The sequence below is a fragment of the Janthinobacterium aestuarii genome (genome assembly GCF_051380835.1).
Taxonomy (GTDB): domain Bacteria; phylum Pseudomonadota; class Gammaproteobacteria; order Burkholderiales; family Burkholderiaceae_D; genus Janthinobacterium; species Janthinobacterium aestuarii.
Genome location: NZ_JBNYXU010000001.1, coordinates 477,477 through 492,961 on the forward strand (window position 1 = coordinate 477,477; position 15,485 = coordinate 492,961).

Below are 15,485 nucleotides of genomic sequence, written 5' to 3' on the forward strand. Positions count from 1 at the left end.
GATTGCATGAAGAGCGCTTCTTTACCCTTTCTTCAGCTTGCGGTGGTTTAATACTCACCATGAAGATACTGCTGATTGAAGACGATATGGACCTGGGCAATGGCGTGCGGATCGCCTTGCGCGACCAGGGCATGCAAGTGGTCTGGGTGCGTAGCCTCGAGGATGCGGCGCGCAGCATCGAGCACGACAGTTGCGAACTGGTGCTGCTGGACCTGGGCTTGCCTGATGGCGATGGCCTCGATTTGCTGGTCCGCTTGCGCGCGGCCCGCCTGCCCGTGCTGATCCTCAGTGCCCGCGACACGCTGGAGCAGCGCTTGCGGGGTCTCGATGGCGGCGCCGACGACTACCTGGTCAAGCCCTTCGTGCTGGCCGAGCTGCTGTCGCGCGTGCGCGCGCTGGCGCGCCGCAGCTATGGTTTCGACGGCGACACCATCGAGTTGCGCGGCCTGCTGCTGCAGGTCCCCACGCGCCGTGTCAGCGTGCATGGCCGGCCCGTGGAGCTCACGGCCAGTGAATATGCGCTGCTGAAGACCTTGCTGATGCGCGCCAACCGGGTCATCACGCGCCGCGTGCTGGAAGAACACATCCTGCCCGGCGGGCTGGCCAATGCCAGCAATACCCTCGATGTGCACATGGGCAACCTGCGCCGCAAGATAGGGGAAGGGTATATCCGCACCGTGCGCGGCGTCGGCTATGTCATCGACCAGCAGGGCGAACCTCCCACCGCGCCGGGTGCCGGCGCATGATGGGGCGTTTCTGGGCCATGCTGCGCCGGCCTACCCTGGTACGCCGCCTGATGATGGCGCAAATGCTGATGCTGACCATGGTGTGGAGCCTGGCCGTGGCGTATGTGATGGTCGAGGGGGCGGACGAAGCGAGCAATGTGAGCCGCGGCGTCCTGCATGCCATTATCAGCGTGGCCGATAACCTGGCTGAGCAGCCGCAGCGCCAGGAACAAAGTTTGCGCGCCATCGACGAAGCCTTGCGTGAAGAGTTTGAAACGGGACAGGTGCCGGAACTGGCGCCGCGCATCCTGGTCTGGCGCGAAGGCAAGCTGGTCTACAAGTCGCCCGATGCGCCCAGCGGTATCCGCAGCGCCGGCCCGGAGCAGATGGAAGTGGTGTACGTCAAGGGCCAGGCCTGGCGCAGCCGCAGCCTGGCCGAGGGCAGCACGCGCGTGACGGTGCTGGAAGCGGGAGGCGCATGGCAATTGTTCATCACGATCAATTCACGCGGTTACTACCTGCTGCCGCTGCTGATCAGTCTGCCATTCCTGCTGGTACCGGCCTGGTTGTCGATCCGCCTTGCCATGCGCCCGTGGCGCAAGCTGGCGCAAGAGGTGGCGGCGCGCGGGCCGCAGGATTTGCGGCCGCTGGCGTTCAAGCCGCCGCATGGCGAACTGGCGGCACTGGTCGACAATATCAATGCGCTGCTGCAGCGGGTCGACGCCAGCGCCGCGCGCGAACGCAGCTTCATCGCCGATGCCACGCATGAGCTGCGCACGCCACTGGCTGCCATGCGCGTGAATGTCGAGGCCTTGCAGGGTCAGGTACATGATGCGCGCCAGCAAGAACTGCTGGACGGTATCTTGAACAGCGGCAACCGGGCCGCGCGCTTGGTGGGCCAGTTGCTGCAGCTGACGCGCAGCGAAGTGCAGGCGGGCGCGGGCGAGTTGCCGCGGCGGCAGGCGCTCGACACCTTGCTGCAAGACCGCCTGGCGGCCCTGTCCGGCCTGGCCCAGGCGGGCGATATCGAACTTGAATTGCAAGCCAGCGTCTCGCTCAGCGTGCCGGGACAGCGCGAGAGCCTCGTCTCGCTGATCGACAACCTGGTGGAAAACGCCATCAAGTACAGCCCGCGCGGCAGCAGCGTGACAGTGTCGCTGCATGCTGAGCGGGGCCAGGCCGTGTTACATGTGGCCGACCAGGGACCGGGCATCGCGCCGGCGCTGTATGACCGTGTGTTCGACCGCTTTTTCCGCGCGCCGCAGCAGGCGCAGCCAGGCAGTGGCCTGGGCTTGTCCATCGTCGCTTCCGTCGTGCGCCAGCATGGCGGCACGATTCAGCTGCACAGCGGTAACGGCGGCCTGGGCTTGCTGGTGGAGGTGCGCTTGCCCTTGGCCGTGGTCTGACCGCGCTGGAAGATCTTGTGATGTTGCATGAAAATTATGTCATGTGCATATAACGCAAGATGACATGGCGTGGCGCACGCTTGCGATGCATAATGCGGGACAGTTAAAAAAACACCGTTATGCGTCCATTCCTGTCCCGCTACCTGCCGTATCCCGCCTTTGTCGGCCTGTATCTGCTGTTTGACTGGGCCACGTATATCGACCCGATGTACGGGCTGAACATCACCCCGTGGAATCCCGACCCGGCGCTGGGCCTCGTATTTTGGCTGATCCATGGCCGCAAGGCGGCGCTGCCATGGTTCATCGCCCTGGTGGCCGGCGAGGTGCTGGTGCGCGGCATGCCGGCAGGCCTGCCCCTGACCCTGCTCTGTTCGGCGTGGCTGGTGCTCGGCTATGGCGGTATCGGCGCAGTCCTGCGCCGCAGTTTCAGCAGCAGCGACATCTTCGACAACCGGCGCCGCCTGAGCGCCTGGGTCCTCATCGTGCTGCTGGGCACCGCGCTCAATGCGCTCGGCTATATTTCCTTGCTGTCGCTCACGGGGCGCATACCGGCCGGCGAATGGGGCACGGCCGTCTGGCGTTTCGGCATTGGCGACACGGTCGGCATGCTGGTGTCGATGCCGCTGATCTGGGTGCTGTTCAGCGAGCGCGGGCGCGAGCGCCTGCATGCCGCCGTCTGGCGCTGGGAAACCCTGGCCTACCTGGCCCTGGCCAGCTTCGTGTTGTGGAGCCTCTTCGGTTCCATCGTGCGTTCCGAATACAAGCATTTCTATTTCCTGTTTCTTCCCGTCATCTGGGCCGCCTCGCGCCAAGGCTTGCACGGTGCCATGCTGGCCGTGTTCGTATTGCAGCTATGCATCATCACTCTGGTGAAATGGACGCATGCCGTCGATATCCAGTTTTATGAACTGCAACTGCTCGACGCCGTGCTGGCGCTGGTGGGCTTTTTTATCGGCATCGTCGTCGATGAAATGCGGCAAGTGGCCGACGAACTGAAACACACGCTGCGCCTGGCGGCCGCCGGCGAAATGGCGGCCGCCCTGGCGCATGAGCTGAACCAGCCGCTGACGGCCTTGTCGACCTATGGCAAGGCGTGTGAATACCTGCTGGAACGGGGCGAGAGCGGCGTCTTGCTGCAAGGCGCCATCGGGCACATGATCGTCGAATCGGGACGCGCCGCGGACGTGGTGCGCCGCCTGCGCGACTTTTTCCGCACGGGCGCGATGCAGCTCGAGGCGGTGCAGGCGAGTGAGCTGATCGAGGGCCTGGCGCGCCAGTTCACGCCGCTGTTCCACGAGCATGGCATCGAGCTGGCGCTGGCGCCGCCGTCGCCGCTGGCCGTCAACGTGGACCGCCTGCAAATCGAGCTGGTACTGCGTAACCTGCTGGCCAATGCACAGGATGCGGTGATGGGCCAGCCGCGCGGCCAGCGCCGCATCACGGTCTCGGCCGAGCCGCTCGAGGGCGGGCGGCTGCGCCTGTCCGTGGAAGATAGCGGGCCCGGCATTTCCAGCAGCCTGGCCGCACGCCTGTTCGAACCGTTCGTCTCGACCAAGGCCAGCGGCCTGGGGCTGGGGTTGGTGCTCAGCCGCAGCATCGTCGAAGCGCATGGCGGCCAGCTCTGGGCCGAAGTGGGCAAGCATGGCATGTTTCGTTTTATCCTGCCCCTGGCGCACGCCGGTGCAGGCGCTACGGGAGAGTATGGTGACAAGTAATTTGACGGTGTTTATCGTGGACGACGATCCCGCCGTGCGCGATGCGCTGGGTTTGCTGTTGGGCATACGCGGCTACCGCACGGCCCTGTTTTCCTGCGGCGAGGATTTCCTGCACAGCTGGCGGCCCGAGTGGGCCGGCTGTCTGCTGATCGATATCCGCATGTCGGGCATGGATGGCCTGAGCCTGCAGCGCCGCTTGCTGGAGCTTAAATGCCTGCTGCCGATCATTATCATTACGGGGCACGGCGACGTGGCGCTGGCACGCCAGGCATTCAAGGCGCAAGCCAGCGATTTCCTGGAAAAACCATTTGATCACGACAAGCTGCTGGCCGCCATCGATGAAGCGTTTTCGCGCGAGGCGCATGCGCGCGGCCAGTTGCAGCGCCAGGTGGACGGGCTGGCCTTGCTGCGCGCCTTGACGCCGCGCGAGCGCGAAGTGATGCAGTTGGTGGTGACGGGCCAGCACAACCGCGATATCGCCCCGGCGCTGGGTATTTCCGTGCGTACGGTGGAAGTGCACAAGGCGCGGCTGATGGACAAGCTGGGCGTCGATAATGTGGCCGACCTGGTGCGCATCAGCATGCTGGCCACCGGCTAGCCGCTGAAGCGTACTCTAGGCGATGGTCTGCAATACCTGATCGCTTGAAATCGCCTTGACCCAGTCGCTGCGGCGCGCCACCGTGATGACGGTGCTGTTGGCGCTGTCGAAGGGGGCCCATTCCGGATTCTTCTTGCGCATCAATGCCACCACGGGCACATGCACGGCGTTTGCCAGATGCATGATCGATGTTTCCACCGAAATAATCAGGTCGCATTGCGCCAGCATGGCCGGCAACTGGAAAAAGTTGTCGACGGCACTGAAGGCTTGCGTGCGCGGCAAGTTGTGCGCCTGCACGACGGCATTCACCTTGGCCAGTTCCTGCGGCATGGCATTGATCAGGAAGCAGGCATGCTGCCATTTCGGCATCGCTTGCATGCGCGTGATCAGCTCGGCAATGCGCTCCAGGGGCCAGCCGCGCTTGTGCGACTTGGCAAACGGGTTCAATAGCACGAGCGGACCCTGGCGCGGGGCAAAGCCCCAGGCGGCCAGCTGCTCCTGCGCCTGCTGCAATGCGTGCTCGGGAATGTGCACGAAGGGATAGCGTTCGGCGACGGGAATGTCGAGTCCCGTCAATTGATGGAACCAGTCCGCATACACGCTGCTGATATGGTGCTCGCCGGCATCCTGTCCCGCATACGAGGCCAGCACGGCATCGATCTTGCGGTAGGCCAGGTAATGCCAGGGGCGTAGCGGGCTGAACGGCTTGCGCGTGCCGATCACCAGCCCGTGCGGGCTGATCGCGCGGGCAAGGTCCGCGTATTGCTGCGGCCGTACGTGGGCCAGCGACACGACGACAGGATAGTGCTCCGCCTTGGCTTCGCGCAGTGACTCTTCGTATAGCGCGGGGCTGTAGGTCTTGCGGTACACCTTGGAAAACAGGCCCGACTGTTCCACCCAGTCGTACAGCGAATAGGTGCGCAAGCTTTCCCATTGTTTGGCGTCGGACGTGCGGCGTACTTCGTCCACCCACAGGTGGATCTGGATATGCGGGTAGGCCGCGGCAAAGGCGCGGAAACCGTTTTGCAGGTAGGTGAAGTCTCCCAGCGCCAGATGGGCGATGAACAGAATTTTGTCCGACTTTTGTAGAAGTTCGGCGGGAATCAAGGGCGTCATGTATCAGTACGATTTCAGGTATTCATTCGGTGGTGTCATAGCACTTGCTGGGAAAATTGCAGGCGATGGAGATTGGCATACGCGCCGTTGGCATCCAATAATTGCTGGTGACTGCCGGTTTCCATTATTTTCCCATGTGACAATACCACGATACGGTCCGCACGTTCAATTGTTGACAGCCTATGAGCAATAACTAAGGTGGTTTTACCTTGCATCAGGTGCTCGAGTGCCGCTTGCACGGCCCGTTCCGCCTCCGTATCCAATGCCGAAGTGGCTTCATCGAGGATCAGGATGGGCGCATCCTTGTAGATCGCGCGGGCAATGGCCACGCGCTGGCGCTGGCCGCCGGACAGGCGCGAGCCGTTGTCGCCCAGGCGCGTTTCCAGGCCGTCGGGCAAGCCGTCGATGACGTCCGACAGGAAGGCTGCCGCAGCGGCCGCTTCGATGCGCTGCCGGTCCGGGACCGCATCGCCATACGCGATATTGGCCGCCAGGGTATCGTCGAACAGCACCACCTGCTGGCTGACCATGGCGATCTGGCTGCGCAGGCTGGTCAGGGCGATGGCATCGATATTTTGTCCATCGAGCAAGATTTCACCGCTGCTGGCCGAGTAAAACCCGGGCAGCAGGCTGACCAGGGTCGATTTGCCGCCGCCGGACATGCCGACAAAGGCGACCGTTTGCCCTGGCGCGATGCTCAGGTCGATGTGCTGCAGGGCCGGCTCCGGATGTCCGGGGTAGGCAAAGCTCACGTCCTTGAACTCGATGCAGCCTTTGCTGCGGCCAGCGAGCGGCTTGCCGCCCGTGCGTTCCGGCGTCTTGTCGATCAGCAAAAAGACTTCCTCCGCGGCGGCCATACCGCGCTGCAGGGGACCGTTGACTTCGGCCAGTTGCTTCAACGGCGTCAGCAGCATCAGCATGGCCGTGATGAAGGAAACGAAGCCGCCGACCGTGATCTGACCCTGCTCCGACTGGAACAGGGCCATCACGATGACCAGGGCCACGGCGGCGGCCGTGATCACTTGCGTGATGGGCACAGTAGCGGAAAAGGTCGTCGTCATGCGCATGCTGTAGCGGCGCAATTGTTCGGCACGCTCTTCGAAGCGGGCTTTCTCGTAGGCCTGGCCGCCGAAGATCTTGATCACTTGCTGCGCGCGCGTGGTTTCTTCGATGACCTGGGTCAGCTCGGCATTGACGGCCAGCGAGTCGCGGTTGAGTTTTTTCAGGCGCTTGCCCGTGGTGCGCACGACGATGGTCAGCACGGGCAGCAGCACCAGGGTGACCAGGGTCAGTGCCCAGTTCAGGTACAGCAGCCACGCCAGCAGGCCCAGCACGGTCAGCGAGGAGCGCACGATCGAGGTAAACACCTTGGTTACCATCTCGATGATCTGCTGCACTTCAAACATGATGGAGTTGATGACTTTGCCCACCGTGTGCGTGTTGTAGAAGTCGATGGGCAAGTTCAGCATGCTGGCAAACATCCGGCGCCGCAATTCGTTGAGGATGCGCGTGGAGACATAGCTCATCAGGTAGCTGCTGGCAAACGTCGAGGCGCCGCGGATGGCAAAGATGCCGATGACGATCAGCGGCACCAGCCAGAAGGAAAAACTCACCTTGCCGCCAAAACCATTGTCGAGTAGCAACTTGAGCGCATACGGCAGCAGCGGTTCCGTGCCTGCCGTGACGACCATCGCCAGCAGGGCCAAAGCCAGGTGTTTTTTATACGGCGCGTGCAGCGCGGTGAGGCGCTTCAGGTCGGGCGTCAGCATCGGTATGGTTCCTTGCAGGGGGCAGCAAAAACGGTCAGGCGAAAAACGAGCTCAAGCGGTACGCTCTTGCTGGCGCAACAGGGTCCACAATATCACCATCGGGAACACCAGCATGATGATGCCGATATTCAAGGTTAGCGAGCTCGTTGTCAGGCCAAAAATCATATAGCAGGTGCACAGTATCACGCCTGCCAGTGCATATGGCTGGGCTGCAGGAGCACTGTGGCGCAGGGCGCGGCCCAACAGGGACAAGGGAACGAGGAAGAGCGCCAGCAGTGCCAGCAGGCCGGTGACGCCACGCTTGACCAGCGTGTCAATATAGTCGTTATGGGCATTGGTATACTCGCCGACTGTCTTACTCATCTTGCCTTCAGCCGCCAGGATGCGCTTCGCCTCCAGATAACCGGTACGGCCTATACCTACCGCCAAATGGTCACGGGATATCAGCAAGGCCGTGCGCCACATTTCCAGGCGTTGCCCGACGGACGACCATTTGAGATCGGCGCCATGTTCAAAATTCTGCGTCTCCTCGACAGCGGCATGCATGCGCTTGCGTATCTGGGAATCAGGCATGGAGTAAGTGACCGCACCCAAGGCGATGATCGCGATGGCAGTACTAGCAATATAGCGTTTGCCATCTTTTTTCGCGTAATGCAGGGCGATGATGCTAGCGCAAACGGGCAAGGCCAGCCAGCCGCTGCGGCTGCCGCTGATGACAGAGCCGAGAATGCCGGCTAGGCCGCCGACCAGCAAGAGTGTTGACCATGCCACACGGTGGCGTTGTTCGCGGGCCCAGACCAGGCCGCTCAGCGATAGCATGCCCAGCAACATGCTTACATTGCCGTAATGGATGGCGTTGCTGGTTGCCGCCTGGGGGCGTTCCATGTTCAGCACGATGAATTGCCAAAACGCCAGTGTGGCACCGCCGATGGCGCCAATGGCGACACCGCCCCACCAGGCCGCCGGCCGCGGCGGATAGGCGAGCAGCAGCAGCAGCACGGGCACGGCCAGCAGTGCCCGCAGGGGCATGTCGAGTTCGCGTGCCGGATCGCCGTGATACAGCATATTGGCGGTAAAGATGGCGAAGTACAGCAGCAGGGTACCGAGCATCAGATAATCGCGGCGTTGCAGGTTCAGGCGGGGGCGTTTCCACAGCAGCCAGCTGCTGGCCAGCAGCAGCACCAGCGCGCCAAGGGAATATCCGCTGTTGACAGCCAGCGCCAATGCCGAAAAGAGAAAAACACAAACAGAGGTCAGGCCGAGCATGAATATCCTTGGTAACGCACGTGTCGCCATGATGGCAACTGTAGCAACATAAAGTAGGCGTCATTGTAATCGAAGGTGGCTGCAAAAACGCCTGTACGGAATTGACTCTTCGATAACTATGTAAACGGTCTCAAGGGGAAGAATGTAAAAAACCATGGTTTTTAGCCATGGTTTTTTTGTAAGCAATGGTAACTTGCTGTTATTTTGCCAAGGCCGCAAGGCCTGTCATGCGTCTCAGGCGGTGGCTGGCACGCGCGTGGCGACGCCGGTGGCGATGGCCGCTTGCGACACGGCAGGCGCGACCCAGCTGCGCAGACGCTCGTCGAACGGCGACGGTATCAGTTGCAGCGGGCTCAAGGCGCTGCTCTCGTGGCCCGGCAGCGGCTCCTTGGCCAGCGCGGCAATGGCGCGCACGCAGGCCAGCTTCATTTCTTCGTTGATGGTGGTGGCGCCCACGTCGAGCGCACCGCGGAAGATGTAGGGGAAGCACAGCACGTTGTTGATCTGGTTCGGGTAATCCGAGCGGCCCGTGGCGACGATGGCGTCGTCGCGCACTGCATGCACTTTTTCCGGGGCGATTTCCGGATGCGGATTGGCCAGGGCAAAGATCAACGGCTTGGCGGCCATCGATTCGACCATCTGCGCGCTGACCACGCCGCCCTTCGAGACGCCGATGAAAATGTCGGCACCGACCATGGCATCGGCCAGGTCGCGGTCGCTCGTGTCGTTCGCGTAGCGCGCCTTGTTCTCTTCCATGTTGGCATCGCGGCCCGGGTAGATCACGCCCTGGCTGTCGCACACTTTCAGCAGCGACTTGTTCAGGCCCAGCGAGACGAGCAGGTCCAGGCAGGCGATCGAGGCCGCGCCGGCGCCCGAGACGGCCACCTTGACGTTGCCGATATCCTTGCCCACCAGTTCCAGGCCGTTCAGGATGCCGGCCGCGACGATGATGGCCGTGCCGTGCTGGTCGTCGTGGAAGACGGGAATGTTCATGCGCTTGCGCAATTGCTGTTCGATGTAGAAGCAATCGGGCGCCTTGATGTCTTCCAGGTTGATGCCGCCGAAGGTCGGCTCCATGCGCACGACGGTGTCGATGAACAGGTCGGGATCGTTCTCGGCCAGTTCGATGTCGAACACATCGACGTCGGCGAACTGCTTGAACAGGCAAGCCTTGCCTTCCATGACCGGTTTGCTGGCCAGCGGGCCGATATCGCCCAGGCCCAGCACGGCCGTGCCATTCGTGATCACGGCTACCAGGTTGCTGCGCGACGTGTAGGTGCCGGCCGTGCGCGGATCTTCCACGATGGCTTCGCAGGCAAACGCCACGCCCGGCGAGTACGCCAGGGTCAGGGCGCGGGCGTCGCCCAGCGGTTTGGTGGGCGTGACGGAAATCTTGCCTGCGCGGGGTTCCGCGTGATAGGCGAGGGCGGCTTCTTTCAGGTTGAAGGTTTCGCCGTTCTGTTCGGCGTGCTTGCTGTGCGAAGTAGACATAGGAATTCTGGGAGGGGCATGCATGGCCCGAGTGGTAAGTCCGAGCCATGGTATGCAAGCGTTTGCACGCTGTCAAGGCTGGATTGTACTTAAAGGTAACAAAACCGCTTTGGACAGCGGCATTATTTCAATGCAAGCGTTTGCTCGGTTTTTGACGGAATGGGCAATTTTTACGATAAAATCATGCTATTGCGATCCGGGAAGCCCATGACAAACAAGAACCCCACCTTAAGCGACGTTGCGCGGGCCAGCGGCGTGCACTTTTCCACCGTGTCGCGCGTGATGAACCCGGCAACGCGCCAAATGGTCAGCGCCGAGGTGGCCGCGCGCGTGCTGGCCGAAGCGGGCCGGCTCGGCTACCGGCCCAACCGCGCCGCCTCCACCCTGGTTACGCGCAAGTCGCGCATCATCGGCGTGGTCTTGCCCGACATTACCAACGCGGTTTTTCCGCCGATTTTGCTGGGCATCGAGGAAGGCTTGCGCAAGCATGGCTACCTGGCCATCGTCGCCAACGTGGGCGCCGACGAGGAAGAACAGCTGTTCGTCATCAACCGCCTGCTGGGGCAGCAGGTCGACGGCCTGATCCTGGCCACGGCGCGCCGCGACGATCCCGTCATCAAGATGTGCATCGACCAGAATGTGCCTGTCGTTACCGTCAACCGCAGCGATGAAAACGGCGTCGCTTCCTGCGTCGTCAGCGACGACGTGGTCGGCATGCGCCTGGCCGTCGAGCACTTGCTGGCGCTGGGCCACCGTCATATCGCGCACATTGCCGGCCCGGAAAACCTGTCCACGGGCCACGTGCGCCGCCTCGGTTTCCTGGCCGCCATCCAGGCCAGCGAACTCGCTCCCTCGCAAGCGTTCGTCTTTGAAAGCAGCGGCTATTCGCGCGAATGCGGCAAGGAGGCGTTGCTGGAACTGCTGCGCCATTCGCCGCAAACGACGGCCGTGGTGACGGGCAGCGACCTGGTGGCTCTCGGCTGCTACGACGCCATCCGCGAACTGGGCTTGAGTTGCCCCGAAGATATTTCCGTCGTGGGCCACAACGACATGCCGTACATGGACATGATCCGCCCACCGCTGACCACCATCCGCATCCGCCACCACGGCATCGGCACGGAAGCGGCCCGGTTGATCCTGCAAACCATCGCCTCGCCCGATTCGCCGGTGCTCGACGTGCGCCTGAAACCCGAACTTGTGGTGCGCGAATCGACTGCCGCGCCGCGCGCCTGACACCTTCTTGCCCTTCTTTCTGCCGAGTATGTTTAAATCTTGATATTGATAATGATCAAGGCAACGCCATGCAGACGACAGATAGGCGACAACGGCCGCAAGCACAGCAGGGAGGCCGCTGATGCCGAAGAATTTCGGCATGCCCGGCAACGCCTGGCGCTATGCGCTGGGCAGCGATTATGGCTATTGCTCGCCCTTGCTCGACGGCATAGAGTTTGAAAACGAGTGGGTCACCATCCGCGAATCGGCGATCCGCATCCGCGCCGGCTATGCCTGGGACGGCTGTTCGCCCTGCATCAGCGTGCTCGGCCTGTTTTATGTGGGCACGCCCGATGGCGCGCAGCACCTGGGCTTGCCGGCCACCTATCATGCCAGCCTCGTGCATGACGTGCTATGCCAGTGGCGCGCCGACATTCCCGTCACCCGCGCGCAGTCGATCGCCGTTTTCCACCAGTTGCTCAGGGAAGTGCGCTTCCCCTTGGCGGGATTGTATGCGGGCGCCGTCTTCCTGTTCGGGCCACGACGCGGCTTCATGCGGCCTGTCGCGCGCACCGCGGTGGCCGCCCGCACCCGCCGGGCGCAACATTAAAGCGGCGCTGACGCCGCCGCCTGCGCGCCATGATGTTAAACTGGCGCCCCTCATCGATTCTCTTGCCCTCTACCGCCATGACCAAAACCAATACGCCTTCCCCGAAACGCCGCGAAGAGGGCGTCGCAAAGCTGACCGTCAATCCCTTCCTGGACGCCGACTTCTACGCGCGCATGCGCGACTACACGGAGCGCGATGCAGCCATCATCAAGGAACTGAAGGCGATCGCCGAGATCCGTGCCGGCAACAAGCAGCCTGATCCCCGCCTGGCGCCATCGCTGCAAGCATTGCGCGATACCGTCAAGAAAGGTTTGACCTTTGGCGAGATGCTCGACCGCATGGCGGCCGGCAAGGAAAAAGGCTTGTGGGAACCATGGATGACGACCTTCGGCATCGAGATCCGCGCCGTCAACTACGGCGCCGGCCCGCGCAACGCCTGCCTGGTGCTGGACCTGGCCGCGAATGCTCCGGCGCACGCGATGTTCGCCAAGGCCAGCATCCAGAACTGGCGCAGTCTGGCCGCCGACGACTGCTCCGTCGTGCGCTCGGAAAAGGCGACGGAAACCACGCCCTTGAAAGTGTATGCCGTGTTTTACCTGGATCCGCTGCCGGCCTGAACCAGTAGCACTATCGCTAACGCCATCAGCATCACGCCCGACAGCCGTTCCAGCAACGGCAGCGCGCGCGCGAAGCGCTGCCGCAGGGCGCTGCTGCCGATGGCCAGCGCCACCGCCATATCCCACGCCAGCACGGCAAAGACCATCCACGCGCCATACGCCGCCATCGCGGCCGGGCTTGTTTGCCTGGCGGCCAGCACGGTGGCCAGGCTGACGTAGAACAGCGCATTCTTCGGATTCAGGATGGCGGAGACAAACCCCACCACCATACCGCCGCGCCAGCGCGCCTTGCCGGTGGCGGGCGCGGCTTCCAGGCTGCTCTTGCCCGCATGGCGCAGGAACAGCCAGCCCAGATACAGCAGATAGGCGCAGCCCGCCAGCCGCACCACCATGAAGGCCGTACTGCCCGCCCGCAGCACCGACAGTCCTGCAAACGCCGCCATGATAAACACGGCATTGGCCACGGTAATGCCCACGCACGTGCCGGCGGCGCCACGCCAGCCGTGGGCCAGCGAAGTGCGCGCGATCAGGAAAAAATCGGGACCGGGTGACAGCAGGGAAAGAAAGTGGGCGGCGGCGATGAAGAGGAAATCCTGCATGGGGTTAGGCTCGGGCAATGGCGATGCGCGAGTATGCAGGGGCAGGCGGCAGCCTGTATTGAAGAAAATTGCAGATTAGCGGTAGCGTCCCGGCGTGATGCCCGTATGGGCTTTGAACACGCGCTGAAAATGGCTCTGGTCGGCAAAGCCCAGCTCATGCGCCAGTTGCGCCAACGCCGTCCCCGCCTGCAGGCCGCTGCGCGCGCGGTTGACGTGCGCGTTCAACTGATAGGCATGCGGCGTCATGCCCGTGGCGGCGCGGAAGGCGCGGATCAATTGATACGGGCTCAGGCCCGCCGCTTGCGCCATTTGCCGCAGGCTGGCCGAGGGCTGCGCCTGCAGCGTTGCGAGCACGGGCGCCAGCCGTTGCGGCACGGGCTTGCGTTCCGAGGGCAGCACGTCTGCACGGGAGCTGGCGCAAGCGCCCAGGAACGCCAGCAGCGCCGCATCCTTGTGCGCCGCACCGGCCGTTGAAAACAGCATCGCATTCATGGCGCAAAACTGCGCGTACAGCAGCGGGCAGTGCAGCACCGTCGCCGTGTCGCCATCGAGCCCCGGCGCGTGTGCCTGCAGCCACTGCGCATCGAGATGCAGCATCTGGTAGCTCCACAGGGTGTCAGGCAGGGGATTGCAGGCGTGCACGCAACCGGCCGGCACCAGCACCAGGCTGCCATTGGCGAGCACGGCCTGGCCATCCTGGCTGCCCGTAAAGATGCTGCCGCCGGAGTCGACGGCACCGATGGAAAACGTGGGATGGCTGTGCGGCTTGTAGCACGCCCGGCTGTGGCAGGCGCGCCGGCTCTCCACGTGGGGCAAGGCCGGATCGCGCCAGAAGGCGGTGGTGTCCGACATGACTACATCAGGATGACGTCGTACTGCTCCTGGTGGTAGGCATTCTCCACCTGCAGCGAAATCTTCTTGCCGATGAAATCGCCGAGCATGGCCAGGTGCTGCGATTCTTCTTCGAGGAACAAATCCACGACTTCCTGCGAGGCGAGGATGCGGAATTCGCGCGGGTTGAACTGTTTCGCCTCGCGCAGCAGTTCGCGCAGGATTTCATAGCAGATCGTGCGCGACGTCTTGACTTGTCCCTTGCCGGCGCAGGCGGGGCACGGTTCGCACAGGATGTGGGCCAGCGATTCGCGCGTGCGCTTGCGCGTCATTTCCACCAGGCCCAGCGGCGAGAAGTTGCTCACCGAAACCTTGGTGCGGTCGCGCGATAGCGTGCGTTTCAGCTCGGCCAGCACGGCGTTGCGGTGCTCGGCATTGTCCATGTCGATGAAGTCGAGGATGATGATGCCGCCCAGGTTGCGCAGGCGCAGCTGGCGGGCGATGGCGTGCGCCGCTTCCAGGTTGGTCTTGAAAATCGTGTCGGCAAAATTGCGCCCGCCCACAAAGCCGCCCGTGTTGACGTCGATGGTGGTCATCGCTTCCGTCTGGTCGACGATCAGGTAGCCGCCCGATTTCAGGTCGACCCTGCGGCCCAGCGCGCGCAAGATCTCTTCTTCCACGCCATATAAATCGAACAGCGGGCGCTCGCCCGTGTAGTGCTGCAAGCGTGTCAGTTCGCTGGGCGTGTAGATTTCCGCGAATTCACGCAATTTCACGTAGTTTTCGCGCGAATCGACCTGGATGGTGGCCGTTTCATCGCCGACGAAGTCGCGCAGCACGCGCTGCGCCAGGCTCAAGTCCTGGTGCAGCAGGCTGGTGGCGGGGCGCGTGCGCGCGCCGTGCGTGATGGTGCTCCAGGTTTTTCTCAGGTAATCGACGTCCGCCTTCAGATCCGCGTCGGACGCGTCCTCGGCCATGGTGCGCACGATGTAGCCGCCCTTTTCGTCGGGCGGCAGCAGGCTTTGCAGGCGCACGCGCAACTGCTCGCGTTCCGCTTCCTTTTCGATTTTCTGCGAGATGCCGATGTGCTTGTCTTGCGGCAGGTACACCAGCATGCGCCCGGCGATGGAAATCTGCGTCGACAGGCGCGCGCCCTTGGTGCCGATCGGGTCCTTGATCACCTGCACCGTCAGCACCTGGCCGTCGAAGAGGATTTTTTCTATGGGTGCCGGTGTCGCGTTCTGGCCGTCGTGGCCGCGCGCTTCCCAGATATCGGCCACGTGCAGGAACGCGGCGCGCTCCAGGCCGATGTCGATGAAGGCCGATTGCATGCCCGGCAATACCCGCACCACCTTGCCGGAATACACATTGCCGGCCAGGCCGCGCGTGAGCGTGCGCTCGATGTGCAATTCCTGCACGGCGCCCTGCAGGATGAGGGCGACGCGCGTTTCTTGCGGCGTGATATTGATCAGGATGTCTTCGTTCATGGAGGCGCGGGAGTGGAGGCAACGAATGACATCATACCCGGGA

The 15,485-nt window shown here is 63.0% G+C and carries 13 protein-coding genes and 1 pseudogene; 7 read left to right on the plus strand and 7 right to left on the minus strand.

Going from position 1 to position 15,485, the window contains the following annotated elements; all coding sequences use genetic code 11:
- The first annotated feature begins 59 nt into the window (after positions 1-59).
- The 4 genes from ACQ4WO_RS02175 to ACQ4WO_RS02190 all read left to right on the plus strand — a co-directional run bounded on the left by ACQ4WO_RS02175 (position 60) and on the right by ACQ4WO_RS02190 (position 4,444).
- The gene (locus tag ACQ4WO_RS02175) at positions 60-746 is read left to right on the plus strand and encodes a response regulator (RefSeq protein WP_436480044.1); all 687 of its coding nucleotides are present in this window, start codon (positions 60-62) and stop codon (positions 744-746) included.
- Positions 743-2,131 carry a sensor histidine kinase gene (locus tag ACQ4WO_RS02180; RefSeq protein WP_436480045.1) on the plus strand — a complete coding sequence of 463 codons (1,389 nt, stop codon included), beginning with the start codon at positions 743-745 and terminating at the stop codon, positions 2,129-2,131. The genes ACQ4WO_RS02175 and ACQ4WO_RS02180 overlap by 4 nt, the downstream gene beginning before the upstream one ends.
- Before the next feature lie 119 nt (positions 2,132-2,250).
- Positions 2,251-3,846 carry a sensor histidine kinase gene (locus tag ACQ4WO_RS02185; protein ID WP_436480046.1) on the plus strand — a complete coding sequence of 532 codons (1,596 nt, stop codon included), beginning with the start codon at positions 2,251-2,253 and terminating at the stop codon, positions 3,844-3,846.
- Positions 3,836-4,444, plus strand: a complete 609-nt coding sequence (locus ACQ4WO_RS02190) for a response regulator transcription factor (RefSeq protein ID WP_436480047.1) — start codon at positions 3,836-3,838, stop codon at positions 4,442-4,444. The genes ACQ4WO_RS02185 and ACQ4WO_RS02190 overlap by 11 nt, the downstream gene beginning before the upstream one ends.
- A gap of 15 nt (positions 4,445-4,459) precedes the next feature.
- Here the strand turns inward: ACQ4WO_RS02190 and ACQ4WO_RS02195 are convergent, their stop codons facing one another.
- The 4 genes and pseudogenes from ACQ4WO_RS02195 to ACQ4WO_RS02210 form a co-directional block, all read right to left on the minus strand.
- Entirely contained in the window at positions 4,460-5,560 is a 1,101-nt protein-coding gene (locus ACQ4WO_RS02195) for a glycosyltransferase family 9 protein (protein WP_139091142.1), read from the minus strand.
- 35 nt (positions 5,561-5,595) lie between these two features.
- A complete protein-coding gene (gene msbA / locus ACQ4WO_RS02200) occupies positions 5,596-7,329 on the minus strand; it encodes a lipid A export permease/ATP-binding protein MsbA (protein ID WP_436480048.1) in 1,734 nt (577 codons plus the stop codon).
- Between the two features lie 51 nt (positions 7,330-7,380).
- Complete coding sequence (locus ACQ4WO_RS02205; protein ID WP_436480049.1) at positions 7,381-8,595, minus strand: O-antigen ligase family protein; 1,215 nt, start codon at positions 8,593-8,595, stop codon at positions 7,381-7,383.
- Positions 8,596-8,847: 252 nt separating this feature from the next.
- Positions 8,848-10,086: pseudogene (locus tag ACQ4WO_RS02210) on the minus strand (malic enzyme-like NAD(P)-binding protein); the annotation flags it as partial.
- A gap of 207 nt (positions 10,087-10,293) precedes the next feature.
- Between ACQ4WO_RS02210 and ACQ4WO_RS02215 the strand changes: the two are divergent.
- The 3 genes from ACQ4WO_RS02215 to ACQ4WO_RS02225 all read left to right on the plus strand — a co-directional run bounded on the left by ACQ4WO_RS02215 (position 10,294) and on the right by ACQ4WO_RS02225 (position 12,525).
- Positions 10,294-11,319, plus strand: a complete 1,026-nt coding sequence (locus ACQ4WO_RS02215; RefSeq protein ID WP_219327808.1) for a LacI family DNA-binding transcriptional regulator — start codon at positions 10,294-10,296, stop codon at positions 11,317-11,319.
- Positions 11,320-11,440: 121 nt separating this feature from the next.
- A complete protein-coding gene (locus tag ACQ4WO_RS02220; protein WP_436480050.1) occupies positions 11,441-11,908 on the plus strand; it encodes a hypothetical protein in 468 nt (155 codons plus the stop codon).
- A 77-nt stretch (positions 11,909-11,985) separates the two neighbouring features.
- Positions 11,986-12,525 carry a hypothetical protein gene (locus tag ACQ4WO_RS02225; RefSeq protein WP_436480051.1) on the plus strand — a complete coding sequence of 180 codons (540 nt, stop codon included), beginning with the start codon at positions 11,986-11,988 and terminating at the stop codon, positions 12,523-12,525.
- Here ACQ4WO_RS02225 and ACQ4WO_RS02230 read toward each other — a convergent pair.
- From ACQ4WO_RS02230 to rng, 3 genes are all read right to left on the minus strand, one after another.
- Positions 12,501-13,124, minus strand: coding sequence for a LysE family translocator (locus ACQ4WO_RS02230; protein ID WP_436480052.1), 624 nt, complete (start codon positions 13,122-13,124; stop codon positions 12,501-12,503). The genes ACQ4WO_RS02225 and ACQ4WO_RS02230 overlap by 25 nt on opposite strands.
- 75 nt (positions 13,125-13,199) lie before the next feature.
- A complete protein-coding gene (locus ACQ4WO_RS02235) occupies positions 13,200-13,976 on the minus strand; it encodes an AraC family transcriptional regulator (protein ID WP_436480053.1) in 777 nt (258 codons plus the stop codon).
- A 2-nt stretch (positions 13,977-13,978) separates the two neighbouring features.
- Positions 13,979-15,442 (minus strand): ribonuclease G, encoded by a 1,464-nt coding sequence (rng, locus tag ACQ4WO_RS02240; protein WP_034747098.1) that lies wholly within the window; start codon positions 15,440-15,442, stop codon positions 13,979-13,981.
- Between the last annotated feature and the right edge of the window lie 43 nt (positions 15,443-15,485).

Bases quoted from the DNA above. Each gene is read 5' to 3' on its own strand.
- ACQ4WO_RS02220 (WP_436480050.1), top strand. From the start codon at position 11,441: ATGCCGAAGAATTTCGGCATGCCCGGCAACGCCTGGCGCTATGCGCTG.
- rng (WP_034747098.1), bottom strand. From the start codon at position 15,442: ATGAACGAAGACATCCTGATCAATATCACGCCGCAAGAAACGCGCGTC.
- ACQ4WO_RS02225 (WP_436480051.1), top strand. From the start codon at position 11,986: ATGACCAAAACCAATACGCCTTCCCCGAAACGCCGCGAAGAGGGCGTC.
- ACQ4WO_RS02185 (WP_436480046.1), top strand. From the start codon at position 2,251: ATGCGTCCATTCCTGTCCCGCTACCTGCCGTATCCCGCCTTTGTCGGC.
- ACQ4WO_RS02180 (WP_436480045.1), top strand. From the start codon at position 743: ATGATGGGGCGTTTCTGGGCCATGCTGCGCCGGCCTACCCTGGTACGC.
- ACQ4WO_RS02195 (WP_139091142.1), bottom strand. From the start codon at position 5,560: ATGACGCCCTTGATTCCCGCCGAACTTCTACAAAAGTCGGACAAAATT.
- ACQ4WO_RS02205 (WP_436480049.1), bottom strand. From the start codon at position 8,595: ATGCTCGGCCTGACCTCTGTTTGTGTTTTTCTCTTTTCGGCATTGGCG.
- ACQ4WO_RS02230 (WP_436480052.1), bottom strand. From the start codon at position 13,124: ATGCAGGATTTCCTCTTCATCGCCGCCGCCCACTTTCTTTCCCTGCTG.
- ACQ4WO_RS02215 (WP_219327808.1), top strand. From the start codon at position 10,294: ATGACAAACAAGAACCCCACCTTAAGCGACGTTGCGCGGGCCAGCGGC.
- msbA (WP_436480048.1), bottom strand. From the start codon at position 7,329: ATGCTGACGCCCGACCTGAAGCGCCTCACCGCGCTGCACGCGCCGTAT.
- ACQ4WO_RS02175 (WP_436480044.1), top strand. From the start codon at position 60: ATGAAGATACTGCTGATTGAAGACGATATGGACCTGGGCAATGGCGTG.
- ACQ4WO_RS02235 (WP_436480053.1), bottom strand. From the start codon at position 13,976: ATGTCGGACACCACCGCCTTCTGGCGCGATCCGGCCTTGCCCCACGTG.